The sequence below is a fragment of the Hydrocarboniphaga daqingensis genome, from assembly GCF_900129825.1.
Taxonomy (GTDB): domain Bacteria; phylum Pseudomonadota; class Gammaproteobacteria; order Nevskiales; family Nevskiaceae; genus Hydrocarboniphaga; species Hydrocarboniphaga daqingensis.
Map to the genome: position 1 here is coordinate 34,356 of NZ_FQWZ01000009.1, position 17,641 is coordinate 51,996.

A 17,641-nucleotide genomic window follows, 5' to 3' on the forward strand; every position below is an offset into this window, starting at 1 on the left:
GAATCTGTAAGGACGGGGCCGCAGGCCCCGCGTCACATCCAAAGAGCGAAGCAAAGACATGGCTATCAAGGTTTACTACGACAAAGACGCCGACCTGTCGATCATCCAGAACAAGAAGGTCGCCATCGTCGGTTACGGCTCGCAGGGCCATGCCCATGCGCTGAACCTGAAGGACAGCGGTGTCGATGTCGTCGTGGCGCTGCGCCCGGGTTCGGCCACGGCCGCCAAGGTCGAGGCTGGCGGTCTGAAGGTCAAGAGCGTCGCCGACGCCTGCGCCTGGGCCGATCTGATCATGATTCTGACGCCGGACGAGTTCCAGGCCGAGCTGTACAAGAACGAGATCGAGCCGAACATCAAGAAGGGCGCGACGCTGGCCTTCGCCCACGGCTTTGCGATCCACTACAACCAGGTGGTGCCGCGCGCCGACCTCGACGTGATCATGATCGCGCCTAAGGCTCCGGGCCACACGGTGCGCAACGAGTACACCAAGGGCGGCGGCATCCCCGACCTGATCGCCGTTTATCAGGACACCAGCGGCAGCGCCAAGCAGGTCGCGCTGTCCTACGCTTCGGCCATCGGCGGCGGTCGCTCGGGCATCATCGAGACGTCGTTCAAGAACGAGTGCGAAACCGACCTGTTCGGTGAGCAGGCCGTGCTGTGCGGCGGCGCCGTGGAGCTGGTCAAGGCCGGCTTCGAAACCCTGGTCGAAGCCGGTTACGAGCCGGAAATGGCCTACTTCGAGTGCCTGCACGAGCTCAAGCTGATCGTCGACCTGATGTACGAAGGCGGCATCGCAACGATGAACTACTCGATCTCGAACAATGCCGAGTACGGCGAGTACGTGACCGGTCCCAAGGTCATCAACGCCGAATCGCGCAAGGCCATGAAGCAGGCCCTGCTCGACATCCAGACCGGCAAGTACGCCAAGGCTTTCGTTTCCGAAGGCAAGCTGGGCTACCCGGAAATGACCGCGATGCGCCGCCTCAACGCCGCGCACCCGATCGAAGTCGTCGGCGCCCAGTTGCGCGCGATGATGCCGTGGATCGGCAAGAACAAGCTGGTCGACAAGACCAAGAACTAAGCTTGTCTTGGCCCCTCTGCCATCGGCAGAGGGGGGCGCGAAGCGCCGGGTCAGGGCGGTGACGCCGCAACATCGGTTGCGATATCACGCTCTGACCCCAACCCCTCTCCCGGTGGGAGAGGGGTTTCTTGTTTCTGGCTGCCGTGGCGGCATTCAGCAGGCCGCGGCTAAGATGATTCGATGACCACCCGGCCGTAAGAGGCGCGAGCATGAGCGAGACCCCGATGACCGAGACGCCGCCGCGCAAGCGACGCAAGGGCATCTACATCCTGCCGAATCTGTTCACGACGATGACGCTGTTCGGCGGCTTCTACGCGATCTTGATGGCCACCGACGGGCGCTTCGAGGCGGCCTGCGTGGGCATTCTGGTGGCGATGATCGCGGACGGTCTCGACGGCCGCATCGCGCGGATGACGGGCACCGCCAGCGACTTCGGCAAGGAATACGACTCGCTGTGCGACATGGTGGCCTTCGGTGTCGCGCCGGCGATCCTGATCTACGCTTACAGCCTGCAGTTTCTGGCGGACTACGCCTGGCTCGGCGGCAAGCTCGGTTGGGTGATCTCGTTCAGCTATGCGGCCTGTGCTGCGATGCGCCTGGCCCGCTTCAACGTGCTGGCCGCGATTGCCAGCAGCAACAAGGACTTCTTCGGCGTGCCGAGCCCGGCAGCAGCGGCGGTGGTCACGTTCTTCGTGTGGAGCAGCGTCGACGACAGCCGCTCGCTGTTTGCGTGGATCAGTGGCCGTGTGCCGTTTGACGGTCACGACGTGCTGTGGCTGGCTGCGCCGCTGACGCTTGCCACGGCGCTGTCGATGGTGTCGAGCATTCGCTACAACAGCTTCAAGAAGCTCAACCTGTCGGGTACGGTGCGCTTCGCCACGTTCGCCGGCATCGTCGGCGTACTGGCGCTGGTGGCGATCGATCCGCCGCGCGTGCTGTTTCTCGGCTTCTTGGCGTATGCCTTGTCGGGGCCGACGGCCGTGATCTGGCGCCGCAGCCGTGGCAAGAAGCCGACGTCGGCTTGAAGGCACCGTTGGCCAGGCCCCGGCTTTGCGCGCGCCTGCAAAATGCTTACACTTCGCGCCCATGATCAGCGCCCGCAACCACGTTGCCCTCAAGCCCGGCCCCGCGCCGGCGCTGGCGCTGCTTCCGCTTCTCCTGCTGCTTCTGCCGTAAGGCAGACCAACAGCACACGGCCGCACGGGGCCCCTCACCGTGCAAAACCCCGAACAAGTTCATACCACCGGCTGCCGCGGTGCAGGCTCGCTTGCCTAGCACGCCGCCGCCAACCGGATGCCGAATCCGGTCGCCTCCTGGAACCACGCCATGGCCATGCTGAAGAACCCTGCCACCAAGTACCGTAGCTTTGCGCCGATCGGTCTGCGCGACCGCACTTGGCCCGACGTCGTCGTGACGCGTCCGCCGATCTGGTGCAGCGTCGATCTTCGCGACGGCAATCAGGCGTTGATCGAGCCGATGAATGCGGCGCGCAAGCTGCGCATGTTCCAGATGCTGGTCAAGATCGGCTTCAAGGAGATCGAAGTCGGCTTTCCGTCCGCCTCGCAGATTGAATTCGACTTCATGCGTGAGTTGATCGAAGGCGGGCACATTCCGGACGACGTCGCGATCCAGGTGCTGACCCCGGCGCGTGAGCCGCTGATCCGCCGCACGTTCGAAGCGATGCGCGGTGCGCGCAACGTGATCCTGCATTACTACCACGCGGTGGCGCCGGTGATGCGCAACGTCGTGTTCAACATGAGCAAGGAGCAGGTGATCGCCGAGCTGACCGTGCCGCATGCGCAGCTGGTCAGGGACCTGGCTGCCGAGCAGCCGGCAACGAACTGGACGTTCCAGTATTCGCCGGAGATGTTCTCCGACGCCGAACTGGAGTTCTCGAAGGCCTGCGTCGACGCGGTCACCGAGATCTGGCAGTCGTCGCCGACCAATCGCTGCATCATCAATCTGCCGACGACGATCGAGCATTCGACGCCGAACCTCTACGCCGACCAGATCGAGTGGATGCACCGCAATCTGAAGCGGCGTGACGGCATCATTCTGTCGGCGCACCCGCACAACGACCGCGGCACCGGCGTGGCGACGGCCGAACTGGCGATGATGGCCGGTATCGACCGCGTCGAAGGCTGCTTGTTCGGCAACGGCGAACGCACCGGCAACGTCGACGTCGTCAATCTGGCGCTGAACCTGTATTCGCAGGGTGTCGATCCGGGCCTGGATTTTTCCGATATCGATTCGGTTCGCGCCACCGTCGAGTACTGCAATCAGCTGCCGGTGCATCCGCGCCATCCCTATGTCGGCGACTTGGTCTACACCTCGTTCTCGGGCTCGCACCAGGACGCCATCAAGAAGGCGTTCGCCGCCCGCAAGGAAGGCGACATCTGGGATATGCCATATCTGCCGATCGACCCGAAGGACGTCGGCCGCAGTTACGAAGCGGTGATCCGCGTCAATTCGCAGAGCGGCAAGGGCGGCATCACCTATCTGCTCGAACAGGAATATGGCCTGAAGTTGCCGCGCCGGCTGCAGATCGAGTTCAGCCAGATCGTCCAGGAAGCGATGGATGAATCCGGCAAGGAAGTCAGCGCCGCCGACATCTGGGCGATTTTCAGCCGCGCGTATCTGGACGCCCAGCAGCCGTACGGCTACGTCGCTCACCACTTGGTCGAAGACTCGTCGCGCAATACGGTCGAGCTGTCGACCGAGATCAGCATCAGCGGCGAGCGACGCAAGCTCGAAGGCCGCGGCAACGGACCGATCGATGCGTTCGTGTCCGGCTTGTCGCAGCTGATGGGTGAGCCGATCGCGATCGTCGATTACGCCGAGCATGCGATCGGCGCGGGTGCCGATGCAGCAGCGGTGACCTACATCGAGCTGAAGATTGGTGAGCCGCTGGCCGGGCAGAAGAACGTTTTCGGCGTTGGCCGCGATGCCAACATCGTCACGGCCTCGCTGAAGGCGATCCTGTCGGGCGCCAACCGCATTTTGGCCGCGCGCCGCTGAGCAGCGGGCGCGACGCCACGGCGTCGCGCCCAAAGCCTGCCGGCCCGTACAATCGGCGCATGGACCCCGCACGCCGCCGCTCGTATCTGAAGGCACTGGGCATCGAGCACTACGTGCGTCGCGATGCCCCGTCGGCTGCGCCCGCAGAGCGGGTCGTTGCAACGACCGCCACTGCGGTCGCTGCCGAAGCCGCTGTTCCACGACCGATCGAGCCGATGCCGCCACGAGCCAAGATTCCCGCGACGCTGCCGCTGCCTGTGGCCCCGGCTGCGCCCCCGGTGATCACGGCGGCGACTCCCATCGACGTGCCGCGTGACTGGGTTGGATTGCGCGACAGGGTGCGGGACTGCCAGCACTGCAAGCTGTGCGCAACGCGTACGCAGACCGTGTTCGGCGTCGGCGTCGAAGACGCGCCGCTGTTGGTGGTCGGCGAGGGGCCGGGCGCCGATGAAGATGCGCAAGGGGAGCCCTTCGTGGGTCGCGCTGGCAAGCTGCTCGACCAGATGTTGCTGTCGATCGGCCGCAGTCGCAGCAAGAACACCTACATCGCCAACGTCGTCAAATGCCGTCCGCCGGGCAACCGTGACCCCGAGGCTGACGAAGTCGAAGCGTGCCGCCCGTATCTCGATCGCCAGATCGAGTTGATCAAGCCCAAGTTGATCGTCGGCCTTGGCCGGACCGCGGCGCAGCGCCTGCTGCACACCGATGAGCCGCTGTCGAAGCTGCGCGGGCCGCTGTTCGAGTACGGGCCGACGCGCACGCCGGTGTTCATCACCTACCACCCGGCCTATCTGCTGCGCAGTCCGCGCGAAAAAGCCAAGAGCTGGCAGGATCTGAAGCGGATTCATCAGTTGCTGCAGCAGCACGACGCCGGATGACGGTCGCCGTCGAGCAGCGCCCGCGTCTGTTGCCGATGGGCGAGTCGTACTTGCCGGCCGTTTTCGAGCTGGAACGTCGTGCCTACGACTATCCGTGGAGCGAGGCCAACTTCCGCGACTCGCTGCATGCCGGCTATAGCGCCTGGGTGCTGCTCGATCCGGCCGGCGGTCCTGACGTCGCAGCGCCCTTGCTTGGCTATGCGCTGATGAGCATGGCCGTCGGCGAGGCGCAGTTGCTGAACATCTGCGTCGCGCCTGAGCATCGCCGGCGCGGTCTGGCGCGGCAACTACTCGATCATCTGCTGGCCGTGGCTCGCGCTGCGGCGATGGAGTCGATGTTCCTCGAAGTGCGGCCGTCGAATACATCAGCGCGGGCGCTATATGCCGCGTATGGCTTTGCGCAGATCGGAACGCGGCGCAACTACTACCGGTCCGCCAGCGGCGGAGAGGATGCGTTGGTGCTGTCGTTGTCGCTGTTATCTCCGGTCGTGCCCTGATGACGCTCGAACGACGTCGCCAATACTCGTGGGCCCTGTACGACTGGGGTAACAGCGCGTTTGCGACGACCGTCATCGCCGGGCTGTTCCCGATTTTTTTCGAACAATACTGGGCCAGCACGCTGGACTCGGGTACGCGCACGTTCTGGCTCGGGGTTGCCAGTTCGGTATCGAGCTTGGTCGTGGTGTTGCTGGCGCCGCTGCTCGGCAGCATCGCGGATCGCGGCGGCCTGAAGAAGCGCTTTCTTGCCATGTTCAGTGCGGTCGGCATCTTGTCGACGGCGGCGTTCTACTGGGTCGGGCAAGGACAGTGGATGGCCGCGACCGTGCTGTTCACGCTCGGCTCGATCGGCTTCCAGGCAGGTACCAGCTTCTACGACTCGCTGATCGTCAACGTCGCTGACGATGACCAGATGGACCGTGTTTCGTCGCTCGGCTACGGGCTGGGTTATCTCGGCGGCGGCAGCTTGTTTGCGCTGAACGTGGCCATGGTCCTCAAGCCGGCGCTGTTCGGTCTGGCCGATGCGGCATCGGCGACGCGCGTGTCGTTCTTGCTGGTGGCGATTTGGTGGGCCGTGTTTGCGATCCCGCTGCTGCGCAACGTGCCGGAAGCACGGGTGCGCACCAACGGCGCCGTCGCCGACCTGGTGGCGGGCTTGCGGCAGCTGCGCAGCACGCTCGTCGAACTGGGTCAGCTCCGGCCAGTGTGGATGTTTCTGCTGGCGTATTGGCTCTACATCGACGGCGTCGACACCGTGATCCGGATGGCGGTCGATTACGGACTGACGCTGGGCTTTGCGTCGTCGAGTCTGATCACGGCGCTGCTGATGGTGCAGTTCATCGGCTTCCCGGCAGCGATCGGATTCGGCTGGATCGCGGGTAAGCTGGGTACCAAGCGCGGCCTATATCTGGCGCTGACGGTCTACATCGCCGTCACCTGCTACGCCTACCTGCTGGAAAACGTCACGCAGTTCTATTTGATGGCGGCGGCGATTGGCCTGGTACAAGGCGGCGTGCAAGCGCTGTCGCGTTCGTACTACGCGCGGCTGATACCGGCCGGCAAGTCCGGTGAGTTCTTCGGCTTCTACAACATGCTCGGCAAGTTCGCCGCGGTGCTCGGGCCGATCGCAGTCGGCGTCACCAAGCTGGTGACCGGCGATGCGCGCTTGTCGATCCTGATTCTGGTGCTGTTCTTCGTCGGCGGCATGCTGTTGCTGTCGCGTGTGCCCGCACCCAAGACCTGAATGGCGCAGGCTGCGGGCGCAACGCGCTGACGCTTAGCGCGGGCGGCGACGTGGCGGCGACCAGCGACTGGCCTTGCGCAGCCGTGCCAGGGCGTCCGGTCCCGGCTCTGCTTCGTAGCGCAGGTCGACGTAGGCGCGAAGCAGCGTGGTCAATGCATCAGCGAGTTCCGGGCGCTGCTGCTGTGCACGCTCGATAAAGTCGCGCGCGCCCTCATCGGATCGCTGGCTTAGGCCATAGCGCGCCAGCGGCGCAATGCCGCGTTGCCATAGGCGCACCGCCGGATCGATGGCAGCGGGCGCGGCGCGGCGCATCAAGACGATGCCGATGACGGTCAGCAGCAGCGTGACGCTGCCGGTCAGCGCCAGCAGCATCGACTGCCAGTCGCCCAGACCGATGCGCCCGAGCAGTTCGCGCTGTCGCTCGGTGCCGTAACCGAGGACCAGCCCGTTCCATTGCGCGTCAACCCAGTCCCAGGTCGCTTCGACTCGATAGCGCAATGCCGGCCAGTCCAGCGTGCCGAGCGCCGCGCTGCGGCTATTGGTGCGGCGTGCGCGGGCGGTGGTCACGCTGCGGTCGATTCGTTCGGGTGCGACGGCCGACGTCGGATCAACGCGGACCCATCCCTGCCCGGCGAGCCAGACTTCGCTCCAAGCGTGCGCATCGGACTGACCGACGACGTACCAGTCGCCAAACGGGTTGGGCTCGCCGCCGAGATAGCCGGTGACCACGCGTGCCGGTATGCCGGCGACGCGCATCAAATAGGTGAATGCGCCGGCGTAATGCTCGCAGTAGCCGCGGCGCGACTCGAACAAGAACTCGTCGATGCGGCTGCGCGCATCGGCGCGCTGCGCACCCGGCTGCAGCGTGTACGAATAGGGCTCGTCGTGGAAATGGCGCAATGCCCGCTGCACCAGTTCTTCGTCGCTGCGCGACTGCGCGCGCCATGCGCGCGCGAGCGCCTGGGCTCGCGGGTTGCCATCGACCGGATACGCCAGCTGCAGTCGACGTAACGCCAGCGGCAGGTCGAGCTGCAGCTGGTATTGCAGCTGAGCTTGGAAGCGATAACGGCGCAGCTCTCGTACCGGTTCATTGGCGAGCCACTGATAGTCGCTGCCAAGTCGTGTTCCCTCGGGTAGCGATGGCAGCGACGGCATGTCGAGCGCGAACAGCCAATGAGCGCGGGTGGGCTCCAGCGTGATCTCGTAGTCGTAGCGCGGACCCTGCAGCTTGATGTCCGGCGTAGGGGCGTGCGCGTGACGCCGGTCCGCATGCCAGGTCAGGCCGTCGTACTCGGTCAGCAGCGGCCCTCGCCAATAGCGATCGCTCGGTGCAGGTACCGCACCGTTGAAGCGAACGCGAAACGCGATCTCCTCACTGAGCGCCAAGCGGCCGATGTCGCCCGGCGTCATCGTGTCGCTGAGCCCCGACCTTGCGCCGCCGGCGTCGTCCGGCAGCGTCCACAGCGGTCCTGGCAGCCGTGGAAACAGCACGAACATCAGCAGCATCAGCGGCAGGCTTTGCAACAGCATCTGGGCCGACAGGCGCAAGGTCATCGGCAGCGGTCGGGCGTGGCCGGCGTGATGAACGTCGATCAGCACCGCCGTGATCGCGACCGTCGACAGCAACAGATACAGCACCGTCCACGGCGCCTGCGAGTACAAGAAGTGCGTTACCAGCAGGAAGTACAGCAGGAACACGGTGACCATCACGTCGCGGCGTTCGCGCAGTTCGGTCAGCTTCAGGGCCAGCATCACCACCAGCAGCGCGACGCCCGCATTCTGTCCCCAGACGCGGCCGTAGCTAGCATAGACGCCCGCGAAGATCGCCATCGTCAACGCGATCTTCAGCAACGCATGCGGCATTGGCCACTGCCGGATGGCTGCCGCGCCGCGCCACGCTGCAATCGACAGCACCAGTGCCGATTCCCAGGCCGGCAGTCGCAGCAGATGCGGTGAAATCACCAGCAACATGACCGCGAGCAGCCGCAGCAGACTGGTCCGAGATAGCAGGTCAGGCAGACGTTCGGGCTTCATCGCGTCGGATTCGTTCCGTACAGCGCCAGCGCCGATAGGCAGCGCTGCTGGTGCACCTCGCCGCGGTCGAGGTCGATCCGTTGCGACGGCAAGCGCAGCCCGTAGCGTTGCTGTGCCGCCTCGGCATCGAGCACCCAGCGCGTCAGCTGCGACAGCCGCTGTTCGGTATCCAGGCCGGGCAGTGCGTCCCAATCGAGCCAGCGCTCGGGCGATGCGGTATCGCTGAACACGCGCACGCTCGGCGGCTGACGCTTGCCCAAGCTCTTCCAGTGCAATCGCCGCGGTGAATCGCCGGGGCGATAAGCGCGCAGACCGTCAAACTCATCGTGGCCGTCGCTGTTGCGGGTCAGTTCGCCGGCGTTGTTGCCAGCCGAAGGGGGTGAGGACGCTGCATCAGCCGCGCGCGGATACACCAGTGCCACTTGGTCGAGTTCGATCAGTGTCCACGCATAGAACAAGCCCAGTGGAAATTCGGTCGAGATCCGGAACATCGTATTGCGCTGCCAGCCGCGCCGTGTCGCAGCGACGGCCAGACTGGCGCGGATTGGCACGCCTGCCGTCACGTCATGTACCGCCACCACCGGTCGTCGATGTCGTGACAACTGCAAGTCGTAGCGCGTCTTCTGCGTCGGATTGTCGAGCACGATCTCGAATCGCAACGTATCGCCGGCATGGACGGCGGCCGTGCGCCCGGCGCGTACGCGCACGTTCAGCAGGTTGGCATGGGTGTGGTGCATGCAGACCAGGCCAAGTGCAGCGATCAGAAAGCCGAGCAGGAACGCCATGCTGTTGGAGTAGTTGGTCGCTCCCAGCAGCATCACGATCGTCATCACCGCGAATCCGAAGCCAAAGCGCGTCGGCACGATATAGACGCGGCGACGGCTGATAACGGCTTCGGCTTCGGGCCTGACGCGACGCAGCACCCAGGCGTCGATTCTTGGCCTGATCCGCCATATCGCCCACCGCCGCCGCATCAGCGCCAAGGATTCAGGGGATCGCGACGGCATGAAGGATGTCGGCCGCGGTCGGCGCGCTGTCGCCGCGATCGCCCGACGCGACCAGTCGATGGCCGGCCACGGCGGCGAACACCGCTTGCACGTCTTCAGGCAGAGCCGAGCGGCGACCGTCGATCAGCGCCCAGGCCTGTGCCGCATGCGCCAATGCCAAACCAGCGCGCGGCGACAAGCCGTGGCGCAAGGCCCGGTGTTCGCGCGTGTACTGCAACAGCGCGATCAAATAATCGATCAGCGCCGGCGACGTGTGCACAGTGCGGACTTGTGCCTGCAGATCGATCAAGGTCGGCGGGTCCAGCGTCGCCGGCAAGTCTTGCAACAGATCGCGCCGCTCTGGTTCGATCAGCAGCGCGCGCTCCGCTTGCGGCGACGGATAACCCATCGAGATGCGCATCAGGAAGCGGTCGAGCTGCGATTCCGGTAGTGGAAACACGCCGATCTGCGAATGCGGGTTCTGTGTGGCGACAACAAAAAATGGCTGTGGTAGACAACGCGTCGAACCTTCCGCGCTGACCTGTCGCTCTTCCATCGCTTCAAGCAGCGCCGACTGCGTCTTGGGGCTGGCGCGATTGATCTCGTCGGCGAGCAATAGTTGGGTGAACAGCGGCCCTTCGTGAAAGCGAAAGCTGCTGCTGGCAGCGTCGAAGATCGCCACGCCGATGATATCGGCCGGCATCAGGTCGCTGGTGAACTGCAGCCGCTGGAAGTGCAGGCCAAGCACCCTGGCCAACGCAAGTGCCAGCGTCGTCTTGCCGACGCCGGGAATGTCCTCGACCAACAGATGTCCGCGCGCCAGCAGGCAGGTTAGTGCCAAGCGCAGCGACAGGTCCTTGCCGAGCACGATCGATGACAGCGCGTCGAGAGTGGGGCGTATCAGCGGGTGCATAAGTTGGGGCCGGTTGGTGGCGTGTGAGCGGGCGTCCGTGATGTTGTCCAGTGTGCGACAAAGATGTCCGGCTGGCAGCCGCCGGTCGTGACCCATACGGAGCCGTTCATCGCCGCGTGGTTCGTTGCATAGTGAAAATGACCCTAGTGGTATCCGCTGTACCGAGAATCGGCCGATACCCGCTTGCGACAGCCAAGTGGAGTGCGACACGATGCAGCCCGCTGCCAAACGAGGACGTCCAGTGGATCACGATGTAAGCGCTGTCGAAGCTGTCATGCATCGAGCTTCGGACTACAAGACCTGGAGCGAGGCAGCGCTGGAACTCGATCGGCTCGACGGGCTCGACGACTGGAAGGCAGAGGAAGCCTCGGACCATTACGACTGGCGTTTGATCCGCAGCCGTCTGCGGCAGATCCGCTCGTTTCGCGCCGAAGGCCAGACGCTCAAGCTGGTCCACCACTTGCGGCAGGGCCTGCACTGGAACCTCGGCAACATCGGCAACAGCGCGTTGTACAAGGTCGCGCGTATCGGGACCAAGAAGCTGATCAGCGACTATGTCAGCGAGGTCTGCGACGCGCTCAACGAACTGGCGGCGACCGACATCCCCGAGTTTTCGCAGAACGACAAGCACAAGTTCTTTCACGATGTGGCATTGAGCTATGGCCGCTCGGCCCTGATGCTGTCGGGCGGCGCGACGCTGGGGCTGTTCCATGTCGGCGTGGTTCGTGCGTTGTATCGCGAGGGTGTGTTGCCCGAAGTGATGTCGGGCTCCAGTGCCGGTTCGATCGTCGCCGCCACTGTCGGCAGCCGGCGTGCCGATGATCTGGAAGAGTTGCTCGACCCGACCAACGCGTACTACCACTTTTGGCGCGTGCTGCCGCTGCGGCAGATGCTCAAGCGCGGCTCGGTGATGGACCAGACGCAGTTGCGCCGCGCGATCTCGAAGAACATCCGCGATCTGACCTTCGAAGAGGCTTACAAGCTATCGGGTCGGGCAATCAACATCACGGTATCGCCGGCCGGCGTCAATCAGCAGCCCAAGCTGCTGAACCATCTGACGTTCCCTTACCTGTACATTCGCGAGGCGGTACTGGCGAGTTGTGCGGTGCCGGTGCTGTTCCCGCCGGTGATGCTGATGAGCAGCGACGAGACCGGCAACCGCACGCCGTACATGCCGCTGTTGCGATGGAATGACGGCTCGCTGAAGTCCGACCTGCCGATGCTGCGCCTGCGCCGCTTGCACAACGTCAATCACTTCATCGTCAGCCAGACCAATCCGCACGTGCTGCCGTTCGTGTCCGAGCGCGAGCCCGGTACCCGCGGCTTGCGCAATTCGGCCCGGGACTATGCGTATTCCACGGTGCGCTCGCAGGCGACCAGCCTGCTGAACTTTGCGCGCGCCAATCTGCCGATCAAGCGCCTGCATCGTCCGCTCGACGTGGCGACCAGCGTGCTCGACCAGGACTATCGGGGCAACATCAACATCTTCCCCGAAGCCAGTTTGTGGCGTTACATCCAGGTCACCAGCAACCCGACGCTCGACAGCGTCCGGCGCTTCTTGCTCGAAGGTGAGCGTGCCGCTTGGGCGCGCGTCGAGATGATCCGCACGCAGACCGCGATCAGCATGACGCTCGAGCGCTGCCTGGAGCAGGTCGAAACCGCCGGCAGCGGCCAGCAACGGCGCAAGCTGCAGGGCGTCGCGCTGAAGGTCGTGCGGGATCGTACCGGTGGGTTGTCGATGCCGAGACGCTGACGCCTCGCGCTCATCCGGTTTATTCGGCTTAGGCAGTTTTGACCACAGGCGTTGAGCGGCTGTCATCAAGTTGAGACAGGGACCTTGGCTAGAATGAACCCACTGTCAGGTAAACGTCTCTTCAGTCCGAAACGGAACTTCGGATACTCGCCAGGCCGGCGACGGGCGAAATTCGCGCATGAGCGAGTTGTCACAACTCGAAACCATCAGAGCACGGCGCTCATACGGCCAAGCCTTTCCGGCCGAGCTTGAGGCCAAGTTCCGCGACACCCAGCGCCGCCGCCACCGCATCGGTCGTACGCTGACGTTCGCGATTCAGGGCATCGCGATCGCGCTGGCGCCGTTCTACGGCAACCTGCTGTTTGCCCCGGACCCGAGCATCGTCCCCTGGCTGGCACTGGGGACCACGGCGATGGGCCTGCTGTTGTTCACGACCGCCTGGGCGACGTTCCGCTCGCATGCGGCTGGCTTGACCCAGCGGTATCAGGCGGTCAGCGTGATCGCCACGGCCTGGGGCGCGCTGTACCTGCGCTACCTGTCGCTGCTCGGCTTGATGGATTGGCCGCCCGAAGTCATCAGTTTGATCGTCGCCTCCTCTTCAATCTTCGGTGGTTACCGATGGCGCCGGATGGCGGTCGGCGCCTTGTTCTGTTTCGTCGTCGCGGCGGTGATGCAGTTGGAGCTCCAGGGCTGGAATCGACGGTCGGCGGTGGAAGTGTTCTCGCTGGCGTTCATGGGGCTGATCGTGATTCTCGGCGTCTATGGACACGAACTGATCTCGCGGGTCGCCTGGATCAACCACCGCTATGCTGATGCGCTGGCGCGCACCGACCCTCTGACCGGCCTGTCGACGCGCGCCGAGTTCAACCGTGTCTTCGCCAGTCGGCTGGCGCAGGCGCGCCGTGATCAGCGTTGCGTCGCTGTGCTGCTGTTTGACATCGATCACTTCAAGTCGGTCAACGACACGTACGGCCATCTGTTCGGCGATGAAGTGCTGCACTCGGTCGGGCGCTTGATCAGAACCGAGTTTGCGCGTCGCCCACTCGATCTGCGGGTCCGTTTCGGCGGAGAAGAGATCGCGATCTTGTGGTACGACATTGACGAATCGCAGATTCCGGACATCGCCGAACGCTTGCTCGAAGCGGTGCATCGGCTCGAACTGCGGGAGCCGGGTAGCGGTGTGACGGTGCCCATCACCGCCAGTGTGGGCGTCACCTGGCTACGCCCGCGCGACGGCGTTACGCCGGTGACCTTGCTGCGATATGCCGATGAGTTGCTGTACCAGGCCAAGCGCCAGGGGCGTAACCAGGCAGTTGCGCACGGCTACTACGAGCATCGCGACGGCAGCGCGCAGTGGAAGTGACGGCGTCAGTCGCGCCGCTGGGTCACACCTGAATCGCCACGACGACGATATTCGCCTTCCAGCGTGACCGGGTGCTTGAGGTCGGGCCTGGCCTTGGCGAGTCCCGCAACAATGCGCTGCGCCAGACGCTTGCGCAGACCGAACATCAGCAAGGTTAGCGCCACAGCATCCGAAACGAGCCCGGGCGCCATCAGCAGCAGCCCGGCCATGATCACGACCAAGCCTTCGATCAACACCGGTGCGGGCAACTCGCCGCGTGATGTGGCGGCACGCAGTTCGGCCAGCGTGCGCACACCCTGACGATGGATCAACAGCACGCCACCGATCGCGGCCGCCAGCAGCCAGAACAGTACCCAGCCGCCGCCGACGTATTCGATCGCGCGGCTGATCAGCCAAGCCTCACTGCCGATCCATAGCAGCATCACGATCAAGGCGGGCATCGACGATCGCTCAGAGTGCGGCGATACGCAGGCACTGCTCGCGCAGCGCGACCAGATCCTGTTGCTGCTTGGCGAGCAGATCGCGCGCCTGTTGCTGCACGGCTTCCGGTGCTTTGGCGAAGTTCGGGTTGTCGACGCGGGTCTGCGTCTTGACCAAGTCACCTTCGAGTGCCGCGATCCGCTTGTTCAAGCGCGCCAGCTCCGCGTCCTTGTCGATCAACCCGGCCATCGGCACCAGCAGCTTCATCGCGCCGAGCAGTGCCGTGGCCGACTGCGGCGCTTCGTCATCGGCCGCCAGCACGCGCGGCGCTTCGACGCGCGCCAGGAACTCAATGCTGCCGCTCTGGCGCTGCAAGCGCGCCAGGTCTTCGGCACCCGCGTTTTGAAGCAACAGCGGCAACACTTTGCCCGGTGCAATGTCCATCTCGCCGCGAATCTGACGCACCCCGAGGATCAGCGCCTTGAGCCATTCGATATCGGCTTCGGCAGCGTCGTCGATCCGGGTCGTGTCAGCGACCGGGTAGGGACGACGCATGATGCTGTCGCCGCCAACGCCGGCCAGCGGCGCGACCCGCTGCCAGACTTCTTCGGTGATGAACGGCATGATCGGATGCAGCAGCCGCAGCGCGCTTTCGAGTACGCGCAGCAGCGTGCGTCGCGTGCCGCGTTGCTGCGCGGCGTCACCGTTCTGCAAGGCCGGCTTGCTCAGCTCCAGATACCAGTCGCAGTACTCGTTCCAGACGAACTGGTAGAGCGCACTGGCCAGCAGGTCGAAGCGATAGCTGCGGAAATGTTCGGCGGCTTCCTGCTCGACGCGCTGCAGTCGCGAAATGATCCAGCGGTCGGCCGTGGACAAGCTCACCGGCAGCGTTTCGTCCAGGCCGGTGTCCTGGCCGTCGCAGCTGAGCAGCACGTAACGCGCCGCGTTCCAGATCTTGTTGCAGAAGTTGCGATACCCCGAGGCCCGCGCCGCATCGAAGCGCACGTCGCGCCCTTGCGTCGCCAGCGCAGCGAACGTGAAGCGCAGCGCGTCCACGCCGACGGCGTCGATACCCTTCGGGTAATCCTTGCGCGTCTTGGCTTCGATCTTCGGCGCCGTCTCGGGCTTCATCAGCCCGGTGGTGCGCTTGGCCACCAGGGCGTCGAGCGTGATGCCGTCGATCACGTCGAGCGGATCAAGCACGTTGCCCTTGGACTTGCTCATCTTGTTGCCTTCGGGGTCACGCACCAGGCCGGTGATGTAGACCTCGCGGAACGGCACTTCTCCGTTCATGAAGTAGCGCCCCATCATCACCATCCGCGCCACCCAGAAGAAGATGATGTCGAAGCCGGTGACCAGCACGCTGCTCGGGTAGTACTTCTTCAGCGCCTCGGTCTTGTCCGGCCAGCCGAGCGTGGCCATCGGCCAGATGTCGGACGAGAACCAAGTGTCGAACACGTCGTTGTCCTGCGTCAGGCAGAAGCGCTCGGCGTCGGCGCTGCGCAGCTTTTCGTTGATTGCATCGGTGCTGTCGTCACTGGCGACCTTGAGCATGCTCAGCAGCTGGAACTCGCCTTGTGCTCCGGTGGCTTGTATGAACGCGTCATACGGCGTGCGCGCGACGAACACGTCGCCGGCTGCGTTGTACCAGGCCGGAATCCGATGGCCCCACCACAGCTGGCGGCTGATGCACCAGTCCTGGATGTTGTGCAGCCACTGGTTGTAGGTGTTGATCCAGTTTTCCGGAACGAACTTGATCTTGCCCTGCGTGAACGCATCCAGCGCCGGCTGCGTGATCGCCTTTAGGCCACCGGGGCCCGGCTTACCGTCATGGCGCGTCTCACGCGTCAGATCGACGAACCACTGGTCGGTCAGAAAAGGCTCGACGACCGCGCCGCTGCGGTCGCCGCGCGGTACTTTGAGCTTGTGGTCGTCGATCTTGTCGACCAAGCCCAGTGCATCGAGATCGGCGACGACCTTCTTGCGGGCAACGAAGCGGTCGAGTCCGCGATAGGGCTCGGGCATGTCGTCATTGATCGTCGCCGTCGACGTCAGCACGTTGATCAGCGGCAGCCCGTGGCGCTGGCCCAGCGCGTAGTCGTTGAAGTCGTGCGCCGGTGTGATCTTGACGCAGCCGGTGCCGAATTCGCGGTCGACGTAGTCGTCGGCGACGATCGGGATCAGGCGGTCCGTCAGCGGCAGCTTGATGAACTTGCCGACCAGTGCGGCGTAGCGCTCGTCTTCTGGATGCACGGCGACGGCCGTGTCGCCGAGCATCGTTTCAGGGCGCGTCGTTGCCACGGTCAGATGGCCGCTGCCGTCGGCCAACGGATAGCGGAAGTGCCACAGCTTGCCGTTCTCTTCTTCGCTGACGACTTCCAGATCGCTGATCGCGGTCTGCAGTACCGGGTCCCAGTTGACCAGCCGCTTGCCGCGATAGATCAGGCCGTCGTCATGCAGCTTGACGAAATGCTCGATCACCGCGCGCGAATAGGCCGGGTCCATCGTGAAGGCATTGCGGCTCCAGTCGACCGAGCTGCCCATGCGGCGAATCTGCGACTCGATCGTGCCGCCGGAATAGCGCTTCCATTCCCAGACCTTGTCGAGGAAGCGCTCGCGTCCTAGCTCGGTTCGCGACGGCTCGCCGGCGAGCTTGAGATTGCGTTCGACGACCATTTGCGTCGCGATGCCCGCGTGATCGGTGCCGGGCTGCCACAAGGTGTCGTAGCCGCGCATCCGGTGGTAGCGGATCAACGCGTCCATCACCGTATGCTGGAACGCATGACCCATGTGCAGCGTGCCGGTCACGTTCGGCGGCGGGATCATGATCGAGTAGGGCTCGCCGACGCCGCTGGGCGTGTAGCAGCCGCTGCGCTCCCAGTAATCAGCCCAGTGGGCTTCGGTGGCGCCAGCTTCGAAAGTCTTGTCCATCGGGGTTTGCATGTGAGGCTCTGGGATGCTGGGACGATCAGCCGGCGCCAGCGGCGCGGCTGCAGGGGTTACAGGTTATTGGTGTTCAGTTCGTAACCGCGATCGCGGTAGAACTTGTAGCGCTGCCGCGAGCTGGCCCGATCGGCGGCGCTGGCCGGTACGATCTCCAGCACGCGCTCGAAGCGGCTGAAGTAGGCGGGTACGTCGGCGCCCAGATTCAGCAGGATGCCGTGGTGCGTGTCGGGCGGTTCGAGATCACCGATCAGTACCGCCGGCTGAGGGTCGTCGCAGCGTGTACCGCTGTAACGCTCGTGCGCGATGAACCCGCCTTGCCGGAAGCTCCACAGCGCCCCGTCGATATCGTCGGCCATTGTCGCGTCAGGCACGCGCAAGTAGACGCGTGCGCCGGTGGCGACCGCCTTGTCGCACAGCCGGCACACGGTCATTACCGCGTCGCCGGTCGTGTCGGTGCCGTCGGGCAGGATGTAGAAATCGATGCGGGTCATCGTGCGGCCGCTTGCGG

At 64.5% G+C, this 17,641-nt stretch carries 14 protein-coding genes; 8 read left to right on the forward strand and 6 right to left on the reverse strand.

What is annotated here, in order from left to right; translation table 11 throughout:
- Nucleotides 1–64: 64 nt before the first annotated feature.
- The 6 genes from ilvC (at nucleotide 65) to BUB09_RS16255 (ending at nucleotide 6,718) form a co-directional block, all read left to right on the forward strand.
- Nucleotides 65–1,081: a ketol-acid reductoisomerase gene (ilvC, locus tag BUB09_RS16230; RefSeq protein ID WP_072899536.1), complete on the forward strand. Its 1,017-nt coding sequence runs from the start codon at nucleotides 65–67 to the stop codon at nucleotides 1,079–1,081.
- A 209-nt stretch (nucleotides 1,082–1,290) separates the two neighbouring features.
- Nucleotides 1,291–2,106 carry a CDP-diacylglycerol--serine O-phosphatidyltransferase gene (pssA, locus tag BUB09_RS16235; RefSeq protein ID WP_084083523.1) on the forward strand — a complete coding sequence of 272 codons (816 nt, stop codon included), beginning with the start codon at nucleotides 1,291–1,293 and terminating at the stop codon, nucleotides 2,104–2,106.
- Between the two features lie 307 nt (nucleotides 2,107–2,413).
- On the forward strand, nucleotides 2,414–4,099 hold the full coding sequence (gene leuA, locus BUB09_RS16240; RefSeq protein ID WP_072899540.1) for a 2-isopropylmalate synthase: 1,686 nt from the start codon (nucleotides 2,414–2,416) through the stop codon (nucleotides 4,097–4,099).
- A gap of 59 nt (nucleotides 4,100–4,158) precedes the next feature.
- Complete coding sequence (locus BUB09_RS16245) at nucleotides 4,159–4,977, forward strand: uracil-DNA glycosylase (protein WP_072899485.1); 819 nt, start codon at nucleotides 4,159–4,161, stop codon at nucleotides 4,975–4,977.
- Nucleotides 4,974–5,474: a ribosomal protein S18-alanine N-acetyltransferase gene (gene rimI, locus BUB09_RS16250; protein ID WP_072899487.1), complete on the forward strand. Its 501-nt coding sequence runs from the start codon at nucleotides 4,974–4,976 to the stop codon at nucleotides 5,472–5,474. The genes BUB09_RS16245 and rimI overlap by 4 nt, the downstream gene beginning before the upstream one ends.
- Nucleotides 5,474–6,718, forward strand: coding sequence for an MFS transporter (locus tag BUB09_RS16255; RefSeq protein ID WP_072899490.1), 1,245 nt, complete (start codon nucleotides 5,474–5,476; stop codon nucleotides 6,716–6,718). Before rimI ends, BUB09_RS16255 begins: the two co-directional genes overlap by 1 nt.
- A gap of 33 nt (nucleotides 6,719–6,751) precedes the next feature.
- Here BUB09_RS16255 and BUB09_RS16260 read toward each other — a convergent pair whose 3' ends face one another.
- The 3 genes from BUB09_RS16260 to BUB09_RS16270 all read right to left on the reverse strand — a co-directional run bounded on the left by BUB09_RS16260 (nucleotide 6,752) and on the right by BUB09_RS16270 (nucleotide 10,651).
- The gene (locus BUB09_RS16260) at nucleotides 6,752–8,752 is read right to left on the reverse strand and encodes a transglutaminase TgpA family protein (RefSeq protein ID WP_072899492.1); all 2,001 of its coding nucleotides are present in this window, start codon (nucleotides 8,750–8,752) and stop codon (nucleotides 6,752–6,754) included.
- Nucleotides 8,749–9,675 carry a DUF58 domain-containing protein gene (locus BUB09_RS16265; RefSeq protein ID WP_175550233.1) on the reverse strand — a complete coding sequence of 309 codons (927 nt, stop codon included), beginning with the start codon at nucleotides 9,673–9,675 and terminating at the stop codon, nucleotides 8,749–8,751. The genes BUB09_RS16260 and BUB09_RS16265 overlap by 4 nt, the downstream gene beginning before the upstream one ends.
- Nucleotides 9,676–9,739: 64 nt before the next feature.
- On the reverse strand, nucleotides 9,740–10,651 hold the full coding sequence (locus BUB09_RS16270) for an AAA family ATPase (RefSeq protein WP_072899494.1): 912 nt from the start codon (nucleotides 10,649–10,651) through the stop codon (nucleotides 9,740–9,742).
- Between the two features lie 274 nt (nucleotides 10,652–10,925).
- Here BUB09_RS16270 and BUB09_RS16275 point away from each other — a divergent pair, with 274 nt between their 5' ends.
- Together BUB09_RS16275 and BUB09_RS16280 are read left to right on the forward strand one after the other, a co-directional pair.
- Nucleotides 10,926–12,404, forward strand: a complete 1,479-nt coding sequence (locus BUB09_RS16275) for a DUF3336 domain-containing protein (RefSeq protein WP_072899496.1) — start codon at nucleotides 10,926–10,928, stop codon at nucleotides 12,402–12,404.
- A gap of 178 nt (nucleotides 12,405–12,582) precedes the next feature.
- Nucleotides 12,583–13,767 (forward strand): GGDEF domain-containing protein, encoded by a 1,185-nt coding sequence (locus BUB09_RS16280; RefSeq protein ID WP_072899498.1) that lies wholly within the window; start codon nucleotides 12,583–12,585, stop codon nucleotides 13,765–13,767.
- A 5-nt stretch (nucleotides 13,768–13,772) separates the two neighbouring features.
- Here BUB09_RS16280 and BUB09_RS16285 read toward each other — a convergent pair whose 3' ends face one another.
- The 3 genes from BUB09_RS16285 to BUB09_RS16295 form a co-directional block, all read right to left on the reverse strand.
- A complete protein-coding gene (locus BUB09_RS16285) occupies nucleotides 13,773–14,207 on the reverse strand; it encodes an FxsA family protein (protein ID WP_072899500.1) in 435 nt (144 codons plus the stop codon).
- Between the two features lie 10 nt (nucleotides 14,208–14,217).
- The gene (locus BUB09_RS16290; RefSeq protein WP_072899502.1) at nucleotides 14,218–17,118 is read right to left on the reverse strand and encodes a valine--tRNA ligase; all 2,901 of its coding nucleotides are present in this window, start codon (nucleotides 17,116–17,118) and stop codon (nucleotides 14,218–14,220) included.
- Nucleotides 17,119–17,186: 68 nt separating this feature from the next.
- Nucleotides 17,187–17,624, reverse strand: coding sequence for a DNA polymerase III subunit chi (locus BUB09_RS16295; RefSeq protein WP_072899504.1), 438 nt, complete (start codon nucleotides 17,622–17,624; stop codon nucleotides 17,187–17,189).
- Nucleotides 17,625–17,641: the final 17 nt, after the last annotated feature.